A 17,450-nucleotide genomic window follows, 5' to 3' on the forward strand; every position below is an offset into this window, starting at 1 on the left:
GTGCGTCCGTACGGTCCTGTGCGGTGCTGCTACTTCTGGGTGGCCCAGTCCTCCGTCCAGCCCGACTTCTCCGCGGTCTCCTGCGCCCAGGCGGTCCACTCGTCCTCGAGCGACGCGAGCTGCTGGTCGAGCGTCTTCGACCCGAGCAGGTACCCGTCCAGCAGGTTCTTGCCCGCGCTGGCCATCGACCGCCCGTTGAGGTTGAAGCGTCGCTTCTCCGCCCACTCGCCGGCCATGAGGTCCTCGAGCCCGGGCGCCGGCTTCGCGTCGACCGTCGACGGGATGCCGCCGCTCGCCTCGAGCCAGGGCTGGCCCCCGTCGGTGCTCGTGGCGAACTGGAGGAACTTCACCGCGGCGTCGAGCTCCGCACCCGTCGTGCTGGTGGGGATCATGTAGCTGGTGCCGCCGGCGGCGGCCCCGAACTGCGCGGGCGCGTCGGTGGACAGCGGCGTGGTGTCCTTCGTGATGGTCGGGAAGCCGAAGCTGGACCAGTCCCAGTCCACGTCCCCCAGCGCGTCCGTCGCGAAGTTCGTGCCCCAGGCCATCGCCGCGTCGCCCGCGAGGAACTCGTCGGCGCCGACGAAGGTCGGGGACGACGCGATGCCGGACCAGTTCGGGGTGGCGCAGCTGTCGTAGACCTTCTTCGTGAGCTCGACGGCCTCGGCGATCTCCGGCGTCTTCTCCGCGTCGAGCTCGCCCGTGAGGATGGCGCGGGCCTGGCTCTTCCAGGTGACGCTCCCGGCCGTTCCCTCGCTGCCGTCGGACGCGTACACGTCCCAGTCGTCGACGTACTTGTCGAGGAGCATCGCGTAGATGCTCTCGCTGATCCAGCCGGCGCCCAGCGAGCCGTTGTCCATCGCCATGGGGGTGTAGCCGGCGTCGGTGAGCTTGCCGCAGGCGGTGATGAGGTCGTCGAACGTCGTGATGGGCGCCTCGACCCCCGCCTTCGCGAACGCGTCCTTGTTGTAGAACATGCCCGCGATCACCAGGTTGAGCGGCACCGACTCGAAGTCGCCGGCGCCGTTGCGCTGCGCGTCGCCGAAGTAGTTCTCGTCGAACTGGTCCAGCCACTTCTCGTTGCCGTCCTCGTACGGGTTCGGCTTGTCGAGGTAGTCCGTGAGTGGCGTGACCTGCTCCGGGGTGTGCGGGGTCTGCGCGAAGACCAGGTCGGGGGCGGTGCCCGCGGCGAGCTGGGTCGACAGGGTGTCGCTGTAGCTGGCCAGCGGCAGCACCGTCGTCTCGACGTGGATGTCGGGCTCGGCCTTCTCGAACCGGGCGACGAGGTCCTCCCACGGCTCGCCGAACGAGTCGGCCTGGTTGTTCCACTGGTTGGGGCCGGCCAGCGTGATGGTCACGGCCGCGTCGCTGTCACCGCCCCCACCGCCCGAGCAGGCGGTGACGAGGCCGAGGCACGTGGCCGCGGCCACGGTGATCGCCCAGGGGCGACGGTGTCGGATGGGCATGACGTCTCCTTCGACGTGCTGAGTGGATGAGAAAGACAGAACAGGTCAGTGGGAGCCGGGGATGCCGCCCTGGACCCCGGCGAGGAAGTACTTGGAGAAGAACACGAACAGCAGCAGCAGCGGCAGGCTCGCGAGGAGATAGCCCGCGAACAGGGGCCCGAACTCGGTGCCCGACTGGCCCTGGAAGAACAACAACCCGACCGACATCGTGCGCAGGTCGTTCTCGCTGATCGTCAGCAGCGGCCAGAAGAAGTCGTTCCACACGCCCTGCACGTTCACCAGCGCGACCGTGCCGATCACCGGCAGCGACAAAGGCATCATGATCGAGCGGAAGATCCGCAGGTGCGACGCGCCGTCCAGCTGCGCCGCGTCGAACAACGTCTGCGGGATCCCCGCGATGAACGTGCGCATGATGATCGTGCCCAGCACCGCACCCGTCGCGATGTGCGGGATGATCAGCACCCAGTAGGTGTTCAACAGCTCCAGGTTCCGCATCATCACGAACAACGGGATCAGGCTCGCGATCGACGGCACCATCATCAACGCCGCGATCAGCGCGAACAACGCGTTCCGGCCCGGGAACGAGAACCGGGCGAACACGAACGCCGCGAGCAGCGACACCGCCACGATCCCCACCACCGACGCCGCGGCCACGATCACCGACGCGATCAGGTACGGGCGCACCTGCTCCCACGCCGTGGCGTAGTTCTCCCAGTGGAACGGGAACGCCGGCGCCCAGAAGTTCTCGTGATACTGCTGGTTGTCCTTCAGCGACGTCACCAGCATGAACACGTACGGCGCCAGGCTCGCGACCACCAGCACCACCAGCCCCACGTGCACCCCCACCTGAGGGCGCGGACGACGCAGCCGCTGCGTGACGGCGGGCGCACGGGTCGAGACGCCCGCAGGGGCGACAACAGAAGTCATGTCGTGTCCTCTCAGACCGGTCGTCAGGCCGAAGCCCGGTTGCGACGCCGCGCGAACACGACGAAACAGCTGAGCACCAAAGTGATGGCGAACAAGGTCGTCGACAGCGCCGCCGCATAGCCCCAGTCCTGCCCCTGGTAGGCGACGTTCAAGATCCGCAGGATCGGCACCACCGTCGCGTCGTCCGGACCACCGCCCGTGACCACGTACGCCGTGAACCCGTACTGCAACGTCCCCACGATCGCCAGGAAGAACAGGATCTTGATCTGACCCGCCATCAACGGCAGATCGATCCGCCACACCCGCGCGAGTCGGCCCACACCGTCCAGCTGCGCCGCCTCCAGCACCTCCGCCGGGATGTTCTGCAACGTGGAGTAGAAGATCAGGAACGGCAGCCCCGCGATGAACGGGAACCCCACGAACAACAACGCGAGCATCGCCGTGTCCGGATCGCCCACCCAGTTGTGGGCCAAGGAGCCCAGCCCGAGCTGCTCCAACAACACGTTGATCACACCGTTGTTCGGGTGGTAGAAGAACTGCCACACCAACGCCGTCACCATGCCCGGGAACGCCATCGGCACGATCAACAACGTCCGATACGCGAACGCCGCACGCCTGCTGCGCAGGCTCACCAACAGCTCCGCCGCGGTCAGCGGGATCACCCACATCACCACACCGAACACGAAGATGATCCCCAGATTGCGGAACGAGTCCCACCACACCGCATCCGCGAGCATCGTCGAATAGTTCTCCCACCCCAGGAACTCCGACACAGCCGCCGGCTTCCAGTCGAAGAACGAATGCACGATCCCGTTGACCGCCGGGTAGTACTGAAACGCCCCCAACATCACGAACACCGGGATCAGCGCCAGATACACACCCCACGACACCCTGCGACGGCGCTGCCGGACGGGCGCCACGGGAGGCGGCACCGTGGCCTCGTCGGCCGGCGCCGGCCGTTCCTTGATGGCGGGCATCCATCCTCCTCGATGATGCGGGGACTCATCCACCGTGGATAAATCCATTCACCGGATCATGCAGGCCACGCGAGCGGACTGTCAACCCCTCGGGAGCACAGCGGGTCCGCCAGCACGGAAGAGCGCTGCAGATTCCACGAAAACTCGCGCCTGGCACGCCGCGGACCCGGCGACTTGCCCGCGCGCCGGTGGAGGTGAAACCATTTACTCATGCCGCTTCGAGTCACCGACGACCATGCCGTGCCCGCCCCGGCGACGACGCCGGGCAGCGTCCCCGTGCGCCTCCGGGTCGACGGCGCGGAGCCCGGCGTCGACCGCCACGTCGCGGTGGCCGTCTCGGGGCGCCCGCGCCTCGCCTGGTCGCTGACGGGCGCCGCGCCCGAGAGCCCGCGCACGCGGGTCCGGGTGCTCGGGCCGGGCGGTGGCACGCACTGGGAGACGACGCTCGCGCCGGGCGCGCCGACGACGGTACGCGTCGGCGCTCCGCTCGAGCCGTTCACCTCGTACACCTGGTCGGTGAGCGCGCAGGTCGGGGACACGTGGGCCACGGCCGAGGCCGCGCTCGAGACCGCCGCCCTCACCGAGGCCGACTGGACGGCGACGTGGCTGTCCGCGCCCCGCGGCACCACCGTCGTCACGCCCCTCCCGCCTCTTCCCCGGACGGTGCGCGCCTGGCTGATGGTCACGGGCCAGGGCCTGGTCCGAGCGGAGCTCGGCGGCGCGGCGGTGAACGCCGGGCGCCTGGACCCCACCCGGACCGACACCGCCCGCGCGCTGTACCGGTGCTACGACGTCACCGACCTCGTGGCCCGCGGTGCCCGGGAGCTCGCCGTGACCCTCGGCGCCGGGGAGTGGGCCCGCACGGGCGACGATCCGCGCGTGCTGGTCGAGCTCGTGGCCCGCGAGCACGACAGGACGCTCGTGCGGGTGGCGCCCTCGCGACGCTCGGTGGCGCGATCGAGCCGCGTCGTCGTCGACGATCCCTTCTATCTCGAGCGGCACGCGTCGCGCGCGGAGGGCGGGTCGACGGCCGCGGTCCGGGAGGTGCCCGCGGACGCGGTGCCGCCGTTGCCGCGCACCGTCCGCCCGGACCCCACGCCGCCCGTGCGGGTGGTCCGGACCCTCGACGCCTTCCGGCGCCACGTCGCCGATCCCGACGTCCGCGTCTTCGACGCCGGGGCCAACGTGGCCGGCCGGGCCCGCCTCGTCCTGGACCGCCCGCTGCCGGCCGGCGCGGAGGTTCGCGTCGTGCACGGCGAGCACCTCGACGCCGCGGGGCGCATCGACACCACCAACCTCACCATGCCGTTCGACCACGGGCGCGCACGCCAGGTGCTCGAGTGGGAGGGCGACGGCGCCTCGCGTCAGGTCGAGCCGTGGTTCGCCTACCACGGCTTCCGGTACGTGGAGGTGACGGGGGTGCCGGCCGGGGCGACCGCGCGCGTCGAGGTCGACGTGCTGCACACCGACCTCCGGCCGTCCGGCGTCGTCGACACCGACTCCCCGCTGCTGACCACGCTGATGGAGCGCGCCGAGCGCACGCTGCTCAACAACGTGCACGGCGTCCCCGAGGACTGCCCCACCCGCGAGCAGGCCGCCTGGACGGGGGACACGGCGTCGGTGGCCGAGTACGAGCTCGCCGCCTTCGACGCCGAGGCCTTCCTCGGCAAGTGGGTCGACGACCTCGTCACCAGCGCCCTCCCCTCGGGCGAGATCCCGGCCGTGTCCCCCGACGTCCGCGCCGACCGGCTGCGCGGCGAGCCGGTGTGGGGCGCCGCGCTCCACCGCGTCCTGCTCGGGCACTGGCTGCACCACGGCGACACCGAGCTCGTCCGCCATGCGCTGCCCACGCTGCGACGGTGGGCGGACTTCCAGCTCGGCTGCCGCGACGACGACGGCGTGGTCTCCCGCGCCCCGATCAGCTACGGGCAGGACTGGCTCGCGCTCGAGCAGACGCCCGCGCCCCTGCTCCACACGGCGGCGACGATCGAGTGCCTGCGCGTGCTCGCCCGGCTCGAGGCGGACGCCGGCGACCCGGCCGAGGCCGCCCGCCGCGCGACGCAGGCCGACGGGCTCGTCGTGGCCGCCCGGCGCCGCTTCGTCGACGCCGAGCGAAGCATCGTCGGGAACGGCTCGCAGGGCTCCTACGCCGCCGCGATCGAGGCGGGCCTGCTCGACGACGCCGAGGCCGCCGAGGCCGCCCGGCGGATCGAGGCGGACGTCCGCCGACGGGGCGACCGCGTGTCCGCGGGGTTCGGCGCCGTCCGCTGGGTGGTCCGGGCGCTGAGCTCGGCCGGGCGGCACCAGGTGCTGTTCGACGCGCTCGCCCAGCCCGCCGAGCCCGGCATCGGCGCGATGCTCGCGAGCGGGCCGGGCACGTTCTGGGAGTGCTGGTGGGTCGACCCGGCCAACACCGGCACCGGGTCGCTGGACCACGTCGGCCTCGGCGGCCCCTTCGCCGCCTGGGTGTGGGAGGGGCTGCTCGGCCTGCGCCCGATGTCGGCCGGGTACGGCACCTTCGACCTCGCGCCCCGCCTCGTGGACGGCGTCGGCCGGCTCGCCGTGACGACGCCGCTGCCCGGCGGGGACCTGTCGGTCGCCGTGCGCCGCGTGGGCCGCCGCCTCCGCGTCGACGTCACGGTCCCCACCGGCAGCACTGGCACGCTGCGGCTCCCGGGGCACGTGCCGACGCCGCTCGGGCCCGGGACGCATCACCACGAGGCCGTCGTGGAGCCGGCCGTCGAGCAGGCCGGCGGCTCGCCCGAGCCCGCCGCGCCGTGGTCGCCGCCCGCCCTGGCTCCCGTGGCCGCCGACGTCGACCTGCCCCCGTTCGACCTCGCCGCCCTGCGCCCGGGCGCGGGCGACCCGACGCTCTCGCCCCGGGGTCGGCTGCGCTGCATGCCGGTGCCGCACGCCCAGGTGGCGTCCGGCGTGCTCGACGTCGAGGCGACGCAGACCGGGGTGGCGCCGTCCGTCGTCCTCCCGTTCGACCACCCGCGGGACCTGTCCGGGTCCGCCTTCGCCTACGCGCTCGTCGACCTGTGCCGCGAGCGCCCCGACACCGCGGCGAGCCTGTGGCTCCGAGTACGGGCCGCCGACGGGACCGAGCGCGAAGCGACGGCGCGCGCCTGGCCGGCCAGCTGGAACCGCGTGGCCGTCGACCTCGCCGGCTGGGCGGGCGCCGCGCAGGTCGTCGAGATCGAGGTGGGCCTGCGCACCGAGGGCGGCGGCGCCGACCCGCTCGCCCTGCACGGCACGGACGGCGCGGTCCGCGACGGCTTCCACCTGGGCGACGTCGGCGCGAGCGGGCGCCCGCGGACCTGGTGACCTCGGCCCGCCGCCGCGGGTAGCGCGCCTGGACGCTCAGGCCGTGCGGCCGTAGGCGTCCGCGGTCACCTCGTGCCGCAGCCGCCGCCCGTGCACGTAGCGCTCGATCTCGTCCACGGCGCCCCGGCCCACGCGGCGCAGCTCGTTGCCCGCGGTGCCGGCGGCGTGCGGGGTGAGCAGCACCCCGGGCAGCGTCCACAGCGGCGAGTCGTCCGCGGGCGGCTCGGGGTACGTGACGTCGAGGATCGCGGAGATCCGCCCGGTCGCCACCTGCGCGGTGAGCGCCGGCTCGTCCACGAGCGCGCCGCGGGCGGTGTTGATCAGCGTGGCGCCGTCCGGCATCGCGGCGAGCAGCTCGGCGCTCACCATCCCCACGGTGCTGTCGAGCAGGGGCGCGTGGAGCGAGACCACCCGGCTCCGGGCGAACAGCTCGGGAAGCTCCACCCGCTCCACGCCCAGGCGCCGTGCCGCCGCGTCGTCGAGGTACGGGTCGGCGACGAGCGGCGTGAGGTCCGACGAGCGCAGCCGGGCGATGACCTCCCGGCCGATACGTGAGGCGCCGATGATCCCGACCACGCCCCCGAAGCCGCCGTCCTCGGCGCCCAGCGGTTCCGGCTTCCGGTCGGGGCCGTATGCCCCGGCCGGCAGGATCCGCTTCGCCGCGAGGGCGATCATCGCCGTCGCGTACTCCGCGACCGGGAGGGCGTTGAGGTCCGCCATCGACGACACCTGGATGCCGCGGCGGATCGACCCCTCGTCGATCACCGGGCGCACCGTCCCGGCCGCGTGCACCAGCAGCCGGGCGCGCGGCGCGATCTCGATCAGCGGGCGGGTCACAGGACCGCTGCCCCAGCCGGTGAGCACGATGTCCGCGGAGGCCAGCGCCTCGGCGGCCTCGGGCGCCTCCAGCCGGCCGCCGGCCGGGCTGCGCACGAGGTCCGTCAGCCGCTCGAGCCGCGCCAGGTCGGCAGGGTCGAGGAGGCGGTCCAGCATGTCCGGGTCGACGGCGACGACGAGGCGCGGCCGCTCGACCACGGTCGCGCGGGGCGGCACGGGCGCGCGCAGGTCCGCGGACGCCAGGCGCCACTCCCGCAGGCCGTCCTCGTCCGAACCGACCAGCTCGGTGCGGGTGCCGTCGGGCCACTCGATCATGAGTCCGGCGGCCTGGCGCGTCAGGCCGGGCGCCCGGTCCAGGTCGCCGCGGGCGAGGCCGACGGCGACGACGGCCGGCGCGCCCGCAGACACCTCCACGACCGCCCACGGCACCGCGACGCGGTCGCCCAGCGGGCTGACGCCCCGGTCGCGGTACGCGCCGGTCTCGACACTCGACCCGGCGAGGTCGACGACGCGGCTCCGGAGACCGGAGCCGTCGACGATGTCGGAGGCACCGCCTGCGTCGCGGTCGGAGCCGGGCACGTCGGTCGGGTCGTCCTCCCCGGCCAGGGCCCACCCGCCGACGCGGACGCGACGGCTGCCGGCCCCCGCCAGCTCGACGACCCGCACCTCCCACGACCCGCGCAGCACGGACGCCACGGAGACCCGCGGCCCGTCCTGCGCGCCGCCGTCGCCGTCGTCGTCGAGCCAGAACGCCGTGTGTCGGGAGAGAGCCGCGGCGACGCCGTCGCCGGTGGCCGTGCCCCGCGCCTGGAAGCCGGTGCGGTGGCTGCCGCGCCCCGCGTCATCGAGGACGCTCACCGCGCCGGCGACCGGGGACGTCGAGTCGGGCCCGAGCAGCGGCGGGAAGGTCGCCGTCGAGTAGCCGACGCGTGCGTAGAGCGGGTGCTCCGCCTCCCGCCGGCCCTCCGGCACCAGGTCCGTGCCGTGGTTCGCGATGCGCACGATCCCGTCGTCCCGGGTGGCGCTCACGGCCCAGCCGGGGGCGGCGACGACGCGCGTCGCGTCGCCGCGCTCCACCGGGAGCGGCTCCTCCACCGCGGTCCAGACGGGGTGCGACGCCGGCAGCGCGAGCCCGAGCATCCCCTTCGACGCCCAGTACGGGGAGCCGGTGCCGCTGTACGTCTGGCGCATCGCGACCCACTCGTGGTGCCAGCCGATCGGGAGCAGCCCGCGCTCGTCCGGCGCGCCGCGCTCGGCGAAGTGCGCCACCATCCCCGAGGCGGCCCGCCGCAGCAGGCCGGGCGCCAGGTCGGTGGCGCCCGTCAGCGCGCCCATCCAGAACGGCGCCGCCGCGGCGAACCGGTAGATCAGCGAGCGCCCCTGGATCAGCGGCGACCCGTCGCCGCCCACCAGGTGCACGGCGTCGTCCAGGTACCGGCGCAGTCGCGGCTCGAAGCGGGCCCGGTACTCGTCGGCGAGGTCACGGTCGGGCTCGATCGTCGTCCACAGCAGCGGGTAGAGGTGGAACGCCCAGCCGTTGTAGTGGTCGAAGTCGCGGCCGTCGCCGTCGCTGTACCAGCCGTCGGCGCGGTACAGCAGCTCGTGGCGCCGCAGCCCCCAGGCGCGGTCCGCCTCGCCGACCGCGCCGTCGACCGTGCCGGGCACCAGGGCCCCGACGCTGCGCAGGAACGCCTCCGTGACCATCTGGAACCAGAGCCAGTTGTGCTCCAGGTAGTGCGCGCCGACGGCCGGCCGGAGCCAGTCCACGACGTTGTTCCGGACGCGTTCGTCCAGCCGGTCCCAGAGCCGCTCCCGGGTCAGCGCCAGACCGAGCGCGACCGACGCCGCCTCGACGCGCGGCTGCGCCGTCCGCGCGTCGTCGAGCCCCGGCCAGCGCTCCGGCGACCGCGGGTCCGTGCCGGCGTCGAGGCCCGCGCCGTACCACTCGACGAGGTCCTCGCACTCGCCGTCCGCTGCCCCCTTGAGGCGGAACGCCGCCAGGAGGAACGTGCGCGCGAACCCCTCCAGCTCGTCGCTGTCCCGACCGCTCGCGCTCTCCGGCCCGGGGAGCCGGAGCCGGGCGTGCCCGGCGGACCCGTACGCGGCGGCGGCGCGCAGCATCGCGTCGGCGTGGGCCTCCCAGGTGCGCCGGGTCCAGCCGGTGTACGGCGACAGCGTCGGATCGAGGTCCGTCCGGGACGTGGATTCCCCTGTGAATCGCTTCATCGAGGATCGATCGTAGCGGAGACGATCCCAGCAGAACCAGGGAGAGAACGATTCACTCGACCAGACACCCGCCCCGGCCAGGCGATGCTGTCGCCGAGCCCTTCCGGAGAGGAAGACCTGACGCGCGGATCCGCGCCGCTACCGACGCCGCGTGGCCAGGAACTCCCCGATGCGGCCGATGGCCTCGGTGAGGACCTCCTCGTCGGGCAGGGTGACGAGGCGGAAGTGGTCGGGCTCGAACCAGTTGAACCCGGTGCCGTGGGTGACCAGGATCTTCTTGGCCCGCAGCAGCTCGATGACGAACTGCTCGTCGTCGTCGATGGGGTACATCTCCGGGTCGAGGCGCGGGAAGCAGTACAGCGCGCCCCTCGGCCGCACGGAGGTGACGCCGGGGATCTCGTTGAGCAGCTTGTCGGCCAGCATCGCCTGGTCGTAGAACCGACCGCCGGGCACGATGAGCTCGTCGATCGACTGGTAGCCGCCCAGCGCCGTCTGGATGGCGTGCTGCGCGGGCACGTTGGCGCACATGCGCATGTTGGCCAGCAGCGTGAGGCCCTCGAGGAACTCGGTCGCGGTCTCCTTGGGGCCCGACACCATGACCCACCCGGCGCGGTAGCCGCACACGCGGTACGCCTTGGACAGGCCGCTGAACGTCAGGCACAGCACGTCGTCGCCCGCGGCGGCCGCGGCGTGGTGGTGGGTGGCGCCGTCGAACAGGATCTTCTCGTAGATCTCGTCGGTGAGGACCACGAGGTCGTGGCGGCGGGCGATGTCGACCATCGCCTCCACCATCTCCTTGCTGTACACGGCGCCGGTGGGGTTGTTCGGGTTGATGATCACCATGGCGTGCGTGTTCTCGGTGATCTTCGACTCGAGGTCCTCGAGGTCCGGCATCCAGCCGTTCTCCTCGTCGCACCGGTAGTGCACGGCGGTGCCGCCGCAGAGCGTGACGGCGCCGGTCCACAGCGGGTAGTCGGGCGCCGGGACGAGGATCTCGTTCCCCTCGTCGACGAACGCCTGCAGCACCATCGAGATGAGCTCGGAGACGCCGTTGCCGATGAACACGTCGTCCACCGTCGTGTCGCGCAGCCCGCGCGACTGGTAGTACTGCGCGACGGCGGTGCGCGCCTCGTAGATGCCGCGCGAGTCGCTGTACCCCTGCGCCTCGGGCAGGTGGTGCACGACGTCGGCCTGGATGGCCGCCGGTGCCTCGAAGCCGAACGGCGCCGTGTTGCCGATGTTCAGCTTGAGGATGCGGTGGCCCTCGGCCTCGAGGCGCTGGGCCTCGACGAGGATGGGACCGCGGACGTCGTAGCGGACGCCGCGGAGCTTGCGGCTCTGGTGGATGGTGCGCACGGGAACCATCATCCCCCCGCACCCGGGGTACCCGACACGGCCATTCCGCGACGGGCGGCCCTTCCCGTCGACGACGGCGGCGCGCGAGCGGTCAGCCCGCCTCCGCCCGGCGGGCGGCCAGGCTCGTCGCGACGCCCTCGAGCAGGCGCACGGCTGCGGCGACGTCGTCGTCCGAGCCGGGCGGCAGCGCGCCCGCGACGGCGCCGGCCCACACGTGGCGCAGGCGCGCGAGGTTCGTCGCGGCGAGCGGCGTCGGGTGCAGGCGCGACGACCGGGCGTCGTCCGGGTCCGGCGTCCGCACGACGAGGCCCTTGGCCTCGAGCCCGCGCAGCGCGTGGCTGAGGTTGCTGCGCAGCAGCCGCGTGCCGTCGGCGACGACCCCGGCGGGCGCGCCGGGATGCCGGTCGACGTACCGCATGACCAGCCGCTCGGTGTCGTTGAGCGGGATGACGTCGGGCTCGCCGCGATGGCGGTGGTGGAGCTCCCGCTCGACGTTGAGGATCGCGTCCACGAGGTCGGCGAGCAGCTCGTCGTGCGGCCGGTCGGCGTCGGTCATGGGACCACGCTAGTCGTCGTGGCACAATAGTTGTGTCCCCACAATTGTTTTGGAGCACCACCATGCCCGCCGTCCCCGAGCGCTCCGGCGACCGCCTCACCGGCGGCCTGCTCGTCGTCCTCGCCCTGCTCTCCGCCATCGCGCCGCTGGCCACCGACCTGTACCTGCCGGCGTTCCCGCAGATGACCGCCGACCTGGGCGCGACCGCCACCGCGGTGCAGCTCTCGCTGACGGGCTTCCTGCTGGGCTCGGCGGTCGGCCAGCTCGCCTTCGGGCCGCTGTCCGACCGCTTCGGGCGCCGCGGGCCGCTGATCCTCGGGTCCGTGCTGTGCGTCGCGGCGAGCGCCGTCACCGTGCTCGCCCCGACCGTCGAGGTGCTGACCGTCGGCCGCGTCGCGCAGGGCTTCGCCGGCGCCGCCGGCATGGTCATCGGCCGCGCCGTCATCTCCGACCTCGTCAGGGGCCCGGCCGCCGCCAAGGCCTTCAGCCTCATGATGATCATCGGCGGCGTCGCCCCCGTCGTCGCCCCCGTCGCGGGCGGCTTCCTCGCCGACGCCCTCGGCTGGCGCGGCATCCTCGCCGTCGTGCTCGTGCTCGCCGTCGTCATGCTCGTCGGCGTGCTCGCCGCCGTGCCCGAGTCCCTCCCGCGCTCCGAGCGCGGCCGCTCCTCGGGACGCGGCGGGCTGCGCGCGCTGCGCTCGCGCCGCTACCTCGGGTACACGGGCGCGTTCGCGTTCGGCTTCACCGTCCTCATGGCCTACATCTCGGCGTCGCCGTTCGTGTACCAGACGATGATGGGCGTCTCCGAGGCCATGTACGGGCTGCTCTTCGCCATCAACGCCGTGGCGATCGCCGTCGGCAGCGGCGTGTCCGCGAAGCTGGTGCCGACCGTCGGCCCGCGGCGGCTGCTCGGGATCGGGCTAGCCGGCGTGCTGGTCGGCTCGCTCGCCGTGCTGGCCCTGGCGCTACTGCCCGTGTCGGCGTGGTGGTTCGTCGCCCCGTTCTTCGTGACCGCCCTGTCCGTCGGCTTCGTGCTGGGCAACGCCACCGGGCTCGCGCTCGGCGCCGTGACCGGCGCGGCCGGGTCGGCCTCCGCCGTCCTCGGCGCGCTGCAGTTCGGGCTGGCGGCCGTCGCGAGCCCGCTCGTCAGCCTGGGCGGCGAGGGCACGGCGCTGCCGCTGGGCCTCACGATGACGGCGGCCGCGGTCGTCGCCGGCGCGTGCTACCTCGTCGCGAGCCGCTCCGACGCCGCGTCGTCCGCCGTCGTGACCGACGGCGCGGCTCCCACCAGCGTGTCGAGCCGCTCTAGCCGCTGACGGGAGTCCTCGTCCGCGGGCGTCATGACGATGATCCGGTCCCCGCGGGCGCGGTCGAGCCACAGGCTCTGGAAGTGCACGTCGAGCCGGCCGGCGCGCGGCGAGTCGTACCGGCGCAGCTGGGTGCGGTCCCCCGCGACGTCGTACGCGTCCCACAGCCGCACGAAGTCCGGCGACGCCTCGCGCAGCCGGGCGAGCAGCGTGCGCCACCGCGGGTCCTCCCGGTACTCGGGCTCCTTGCCGCGCAGCCGGCCGGCGATGTCGCGCAGCACGTCCTCGTCGTCCACGAGGCTGCCGCGCCACCGCGGGTGGGTGAACATCAGCCACGCGCAGTTGCGGTCGCCGGCCGGGCGGGCGTCGAGGTCGTCGAACAGGTAGCGGTACGTGCGGTTGGAGGCCAGGAGGTCGTAGGCGTCGGTCTGCAGCGCCGCGGGGTACGGCAGCAGCCGCTCCAGCACCGCGAGGTGCTCGGGCCGCACGGGCGTCCCCGCGGCGGGCGCGACGGCGGGCTCGCGGCCCGCGAGCACCATGAGGTGGCGGTGCTCGGCGTCGTCGAGCCGGAGCACCCGGGCGACGGCCTCGAGCACCTGGTCGGACACGTTCTTCGCCCGCCCCTGCTCCAGCCACGTGTACCAGGTCACCCCCACCCCGGCGAGCTGCGCCACCTCCTCGCGGCGCAGGCCGGGCGTGCGGCGGCGGCCGCTCGCGGGCAGCCCGACGTCGCCGGGGGTCACGCGCCCGCGGCGCTCGCGCAGGAAGCCGCCGAGGGCGGCGCGGTCGGGGGTCGTCGCGGTCACCGTCCCAGTGTCGCCCCGCGCAGCGGGCGCATCCAGGTGGTGCCGGTACCACGATCAGCAGGCTCCTGGTACCAGGATGGGCGCCGGCGCACCGTCGGAGCATGACCACGACCACCACCACGGCCGGCACCCCGGCCGTCGCCCCTGCCGGCACCGCCGCGGCGGCGTCACCTCGCGCCCTCACCGGCCTCGGCCTCGCCGTCCTGCTCGTCGCGTACCTGCCCGTGAACATGACGTTCGGGTCGGTCAACCTGCTCGCGCCGGCGATCACGGCCGACCTCGGCGTCGCCGCGTCGGGCGGCCAGCTCGTGCTCTCCGCGTACACGACGACGTTCGCCGCCACGCTGGTGGTGGCCGGGCGGCTGGGCGACCGGTACGGCCGGCGTCGGCTGCTCGCCGTCGGCCTCACGGTGTTCGCGGCGCTCTCCGTGCTCGCGGCGTTCGCCCCCGGCCTGCCGGCGCTCGTGGCGCTGCGCGCGGGCCTCGGCGTCGCCGCGGGCCTGTTCACGCCGCAGGTGCTGTCCACCATCCAGGCCACGGCGGCCGACCGGCTGCGCGCCCTCGGCGTCACCCTGTTCACGGCCGTGAGCGGCGTCGCGACCATCGCCGGGCAGGTGCTGGCGGGCGCGGTGGCCGGCGTGGCCGGCGACCACCTGGGCTGGCGGGCCGTGCAGGCCGCCACCGGGGCCATCGCGATCGCCGCCCTGCTCGCGCTGCGCACCGTGCCCGAGTCGCGCTCGACGGCGCCCCTCGCCCTCGACCTGCGCGGTGCCGCACTGCTGGCGGCCGGCCTGCTGCTGCTCGTGGTGCCGCTGACGCTCGGCGCGTCCGCCGGCTGGCCGCCGGCGCTGCTCGGGATGCTCGCCGCGGCCGGCGTCGTCCTCGCCCTGTTCGCCCGGTCGCAGCGGGCGGCGGAGCGGCGCGGCGAGCTGCCGGTCGTGCCGCCGAGCGTGCTGCGGGCCCGGGTCGTGCGGGACGGGCTGGTCATGACGCTGCTGTTCTTCACCGGCTACGGGGCGTTCCTGTACGAGTTCTCGGCGCTCGCGCAGGGCGCGCTGGGGGCCGACGCCTGGGGCACGGTCGTGCTGCTGCTCGGCTTCGGCGGGGCGTTCGTGGCGACGGCGCTCGCCACGCCCGCGATCGAGCGCCGCACCGGCCGCTGGACGATGACCGGCGCCGCCGTGGCGCAGGCGGCCGTGCTGGGCGGGCTCGCCCTCGTCGTCGGCAGCGGGCAGGTGGGCGGGCACTCCGGCTCGACGGCGGCCCTGCAGCCGCTGCTCATGGCCCTCGGGGCCGCGCAGGCGCTCATGTACGGGCCCGTGCTGCGCACCGTCCTGTCCCGCACGCCCACCTGGGCCGCCGGCGTCGCGGGCGGGCTGTTCACGACGCTGCAGCAGCTCGGCCTCGGCCTCGGCGTCGCCGTCCTCGGCGGGCTGTTCCAGTCCGTCGCGGCGCGGGCCGGCGGCGCCGGGGCCGGGCTGCCGACCGGGTTCGTCGTCGCCGTCGTCGTGCAGGCCGCGCTCGCGCTGACCTTCGCGGCGCTCGCCGCCCGCGTCGCTCGCGCCCGCTGACGGTGACCTCGGGTCGACGCGCGGTGGCGGCACCCGCGCTGATGCTTACGGTGGGAGTCCGGTCCCCCTCGCCCGCTCGGAGGTCGTCATGAAGGTCGTCGTCATCGGCGCGCTCGGCAAGGTCGCACGCCAGCTCGTCCCGCTCCTCGCCGACGGTGGCACGGGCCCCGTGATGGACGTCGTCGGGGTGGTGCGCAAGGACGACCAGACCGACCGCGTCGCCGACCTCGGTGCCGACCCCGTGCTGCTGGACGTGGAGCACGCCAGCACCGACGAGATCGCCGCCGCTCTGGCCGGCGCGGACGCCGTCGTGTGGTCCGCCGGGGCCGGCGGGGGCGACCCCGACCGCACGTACGCCGTCGACCGCGACGCCGCGATCCGCTCCATGGACGCCGCCGCGAGCGCCGGCGTGCGCCGGTACGTGATGGTGTCGTGGGTGGGCTCGACGCCGGAGCACGGCGTCCCGGAGACGGCGGGCTTCTTCCCCTACGCGGACGCCAAGCTCGCCGCCGACGACCACCTGCGCACCACCGACCTGGACTGGACGATCCTCGGTCCCGGCACGCTGACGGACGAGCCCCCGACCGGGCGGATCACCGTCCTGCCCGAGACGGGCGCCGTGCCCGCCGGGACGGACACGAGCGTCCCGCGCGCCGACGTCGCCCAGGTCGTCGCCGCCACGCTGCGGGAGCCCGCGACCGTCGGGCGCTTCGTCCGGTTCTCGTCCGGGGACACGGCGATCCCGGCGGCGCTGCGCAACCTGACGTAGACGGCGGCGCGAGGACCGGCTCAGCCACGGCGCAGGCGCTGCGCGTAGACGTCGAGCACCTCGATGATGCCCGTGTGCTGGTAGACCCTGTTGCGCTGCATCCCCGTGCGCTCTTCCAGCACTCCGGCATCGACCAGCTGGCCGAGCGCGCGCTGGGCCCCCATCCCGTTCATGCCCACCTGCTCGATCAGCAGGCTCGCGTTCACCACCGGGTGCGCGACCAGGTGCGGCAGCACCCTCCACGCGCCCGCGTTGCGGCGCACTCTCGACATCTGCTCGCGGGAGCGCTCGACCTGTGCGGCGAGGTCATCGACCAGCTGCGCGCCGGAGGAGGCGGCGAAGCGGCTCGCGTTGCCGAAGCTCTCGATGATCGGTCTCGCGTCGCCGGCGCGAAAGGCACCGAGCGCATGGAAGTAGGCCTCGGTGTCACGCAGCAGTCCCGCCGAGACCGGCGCGGTCGTGCTCGTCATCACTCCCTTGGACTTCAGCAGCGCGTGCACGACGGCGCGTCCGGTGCGACCGTTGCCGTCGGCGAACGGATGAATGGTCTCGAACTGCGCGTGCGCGATGGCGGCCTGGACGAGCACGGGCAGGTCGTCGCGACGCATGAACGCCACCAGGTCATCCATCGCCCTCGGCACCTGCTCGGCCTGCGGGGCGATGTGACTGGCCCCGATCGGGGTGAGTCCGCTGGAGCCGACCCAGACCAACCCTTCGCGATATCGACCGGCGTGCTTCTCCCAGCCTGGCTGAGCCTCGAGCAGCTCGCGTTGCATGGCGAGGATCGCGTCGGTGTCGAGCCGGTCGGCGAGTTCGAGCGCGGCCTCCATGGCGCGCACGTTGGCCACGACCACCTTGGCGTTCGGCGAGCTCGACTGGTCGATCTCGGCGAGGGCCAGCTGTCGGGCGCCGACAGTCAGGTTCTCGATCTGGGATGACGAGGTGGACTCGGTACGCAGCAGGATCGACGACATCGGCCCGAGCGTCGGGCTGTCCGCACCGAGCACGGATCGGGCATACGTGTCGAGGCGTGTCAGGGCCGCTGTCGCTTCTTCGGTGTCGGCGGCGAGGTCCGTCGGCAGGCTCGGCACGTACTGGGCGATCGGCGGCGTCACCGTCGACCGATACGGCCCGCTGGCAGCCGCCACCCGTGCGCGCCCGTGAAGTCCGTCGGGCTCTGCCTGCCAGACATGCTCCTCGTCGCCCATCTCGGGCACCGGAACTGTGACCACGCCCGCCATCCTAGTAACACTTACTGCGAATGTGTTGGTGAGCGATGCGCGAGAGTCACACGACGCGGGCTCGAGGCGTCTTCACGCCGCGCAGGT

The 17,450-nt window shown here is 73.8% G+C and carries 12 protein-coding genes; 4 read left to right on the forward strand and 8 right to left on the reverse strand.

From position 1 onward, the window contains the following. Nucleotides 1-29: 29 nt before the first annotated feature. From AAG589_RS16845 to AAG589_RS16855, 3 genes are read right to left on the reverse strand one after another with little or no spacing between them, the layout of a single operon-like run. A complete protein-coding gene (locus tag AAG589_RS16845) occupies nt 30-1,463 on the reverse strand; it encodes an ABC transporter substrate-binding protein (RefSeq protein ID WP_430568428.1) in 1,434 nt (477 codons plus the stop codon). Between the two features lie 45 nt (nt 1,464-1,508). Then, a complete protein-coding gene (locus AAG589_RS16850) occupies nt 1,509-2,390 on the reverse strand; it encodes a carbohydrate ABC transporter permease (RefSeq protein WP_430568429.1) in 882 nt (293 codons plus the stop codon). Nucleotides 2,391-2,413: 23 nt separating this feature from the next. Continuing rightward, on the reverse strand, nt 2,414-3,367 hold the full coding sequence (locus tag AAG589_RS16855) for a carbohydrate ABC transporter permease (RefSeq protein WP_430568430.1): 954 nt from the start codon (nt 3,365-3,367) through the stop codon (nt 2,414-2,416). A gap of 210 nt (nt 3,368-3,577) precedes the next feature. Here AAG589_RS16855 and AAG589_RS16860 point away from each other — a divergent pair, with 210 nt between their 5' ends. Then, complete coding sequence (locus tag AAG589_RS16860) at nt 3,578-6,694, forward strand: family 78 glycoside hydrolase catalytic domain (RefSeq protein ID WP_430568431.1); 3,117 nt, start codon at nt 3,578-3,580, stop codon at nt 6,692-6,694. 36 nt (nt 6,695-6,730) lie between these two features. Here AAG589_RS16860 and AAG589_RS16865 read toward each other — a convergent pair whose 3' ends face one another. From AAG589_RS16865 to AAG589_RS16875, 3 genes are all read right to left on the reverse strand, one after another. Continuing rightward, nucleotides 6,731-9,757, reverse strand: coding sequence for a DUF2264 domain-containing protein (locus AAG589_RS16865; protein WP_430568432.1), 3,027 nt, complete (start codon nt 9,755-9,757; stop codon nt 6,731-6,733). Nucleotides 9,758-9,895: 138 nt separating this feature from the next. Continuing rightward, nucleotides 9,896-11,113, reverse strand: a complete 1,218-nt coding sequence (locus AAG589_RS16870; RefSeq protein ID WP_430568433.1) for a pyridoxal phosphate-dependent aminotransferase — start codon at nt 11,111-11,113, stop codon at nt 9,896-9,898. A 91-nt stretch (nt 11,114-11,204) separates the two neighbouring features. Beyond that, the gene (locus AAG589_RS16875) at nt 11,205-11,669 is read right to left on the reverse strand and encodes a MarR family winged helix-turn-helix transcriptional regulator (RefSeq protein WP_430568434.1); all 465 of its coding nucleotides are present in this window, start codon (nt 11,667-11,669) and stop codon (nt 11,205-11,207) included. Between the two features lie 62 nt (nt 11,670-11,731). Here AAG589_RS16875 and AAG589_RS16880 point away from each other — a divergent pair, with 62 nt between their 5' ends. Further along, nucleotides 11,732-12,985 (forward strand): multidrug effflux MFS transporter, encoded by a 1,254-nt coding sequence (locus AAG589_RS16880; RefSeq protein WP_430568435.1) that lies wholly within the window; start codon nt 11,732-11,734, stop codon nt 12,983-12,985. Here the strand turns inward: AAG589_RS16880 and AAG589_RS16885 are convergent. Continuing rightward, nucleotides 12,892-13,782 (reverse strand): helix-turn-helix transcriptional regulator, encoded by an 891-nt coding sequence (locus AAG589_RS16885; RefSeq protein WP_430568436.1) that lies wholly within the window; start codon nt 13,780-13,782, stop codon nt 12,892-12,894. The two genes, AAG589_RS16880 and AAG589_RS16885, sit on opposite strands and share 94 nt — an antisense overlap. 101 nt (nt 13,783-13,883) lie before the next feature. Between AAG589_RS16885 and AAG589_RS16890 the strand changes: the two genes are divergently transcribed. Together AAG589_RS16890 and AAG589_RS16895 are read left to right on the forward strand one after the other, a co-directional pair. Beyond that, nucleotides 13,884-15,353, forward strand: coding sequence for an MFS transporter (locus AAG589_RS16890; protein ID WP_430568437.1), 1,470 nt, complete (start codon nt 13,884-13,886; stop codon nt 15,351-15,353). Nucleotides 15,354-15,441: 88 nt separating this feature from the next. Then, complete coding sequence (locus AAG589_RS16895; RefSeq protein WP_430568438.1) at nt 15,442-16,122, forward strand: SDR family oxidoreductase; 681 nt, start codon at nt 15,442-15,444, stop codon at nt 16,120-16,122. A gap of 20 nt (nt 16,123-16,142) precedes the next feature. On the opposite strand, the gene AAG589_RS16900 is transcribed toward AAG589_RS16895, so the two are convergent. Next, nucleotides 16,143-17,354, reverse strand: a complete 1,212-nt coding sequence (locus tag AAG589_RS16900) for a Fic family protein (RefSeq protein ID WP_430568439.1) — start codon at nt 17,352-17,354, stop codon at nt 16,143-16,145. Nucleotides 17,355-17,450 lie beyond the last annotated feature (96 nt).

The sequence above is a fragment of the Isoptericola sp. F-RaC21 genome, assembly GCF_038593535.1.
Taxonomy (GTDB): domain Bacteria; phylum Actinomycetota; class Actinomycetes; order Actinomycetales; family Cellulomonadaceae; genus Isoptericola.

Coding starts and splice junctions, on each gene's coding strand:
- AAG589_RS16855 (WP_430568430.1), bottom strand. CDS start 3,367: ATGCCCGCCATCAAGGAACGGCCGGCGCCGGCCGACGAGGCCACGGTG.
- AAG589_RS16875 (WP_430568434.1), bottom strand. CDS start 11,669: ATGACCGACGCCGACCGGCCGCACGACGAGCTGCTCGCCGACCTCGTG.
- AAG589_RS16845 (WP_430568428.1), bottom strand. CDS start 1,463: ATGCCCATCCGACACCGTCGCCCCTGGGCGATCACCGTGGCCGCGGCC.
- AAG589_RS16895 (WP_430568438.1), top strand. CDS start 15,442: ATGAAGGTCGTCGTCATCGGCGCGCTCGGCAAGGTCGCACGCCAGCTC.
- AAG589_RS16850 (WP_430568429.1), bottom strand. CDS start 2,390: ATGACTTCTGTTGTCGCCCCTGCGGGCGTCTCGACCCGTGCGCCCGCC.
- AAG589_RS16865 (WP_430568432.1), bottom strand. CDS start 9,757: ATGAAGCGATTCACAGGGGAATCCACGTCCCGGACGGACCTCGATCCG.
- AAG589_RS16860 (WP_430568431.1), top strand. CDS start 3,578: ATGCCGCTTCGAGTCACCGACGACCATGCCGTGCCCGCCCCGGCGACG.
- AAG589_RS16890 (WP_430568437.1), top strand. CDS start 13,884: ATGACCACGACCACCACCACGGCCGGCACCCCGGCCGTCGCCCCTGCC.
- AAG589_RS16880 (WP_430568435.1), top strand. CDS start 11,732: ATGCCCGCCGTCCCCGAGCGCTCCGGCGACCGCCTCACCGGCGGCCTG.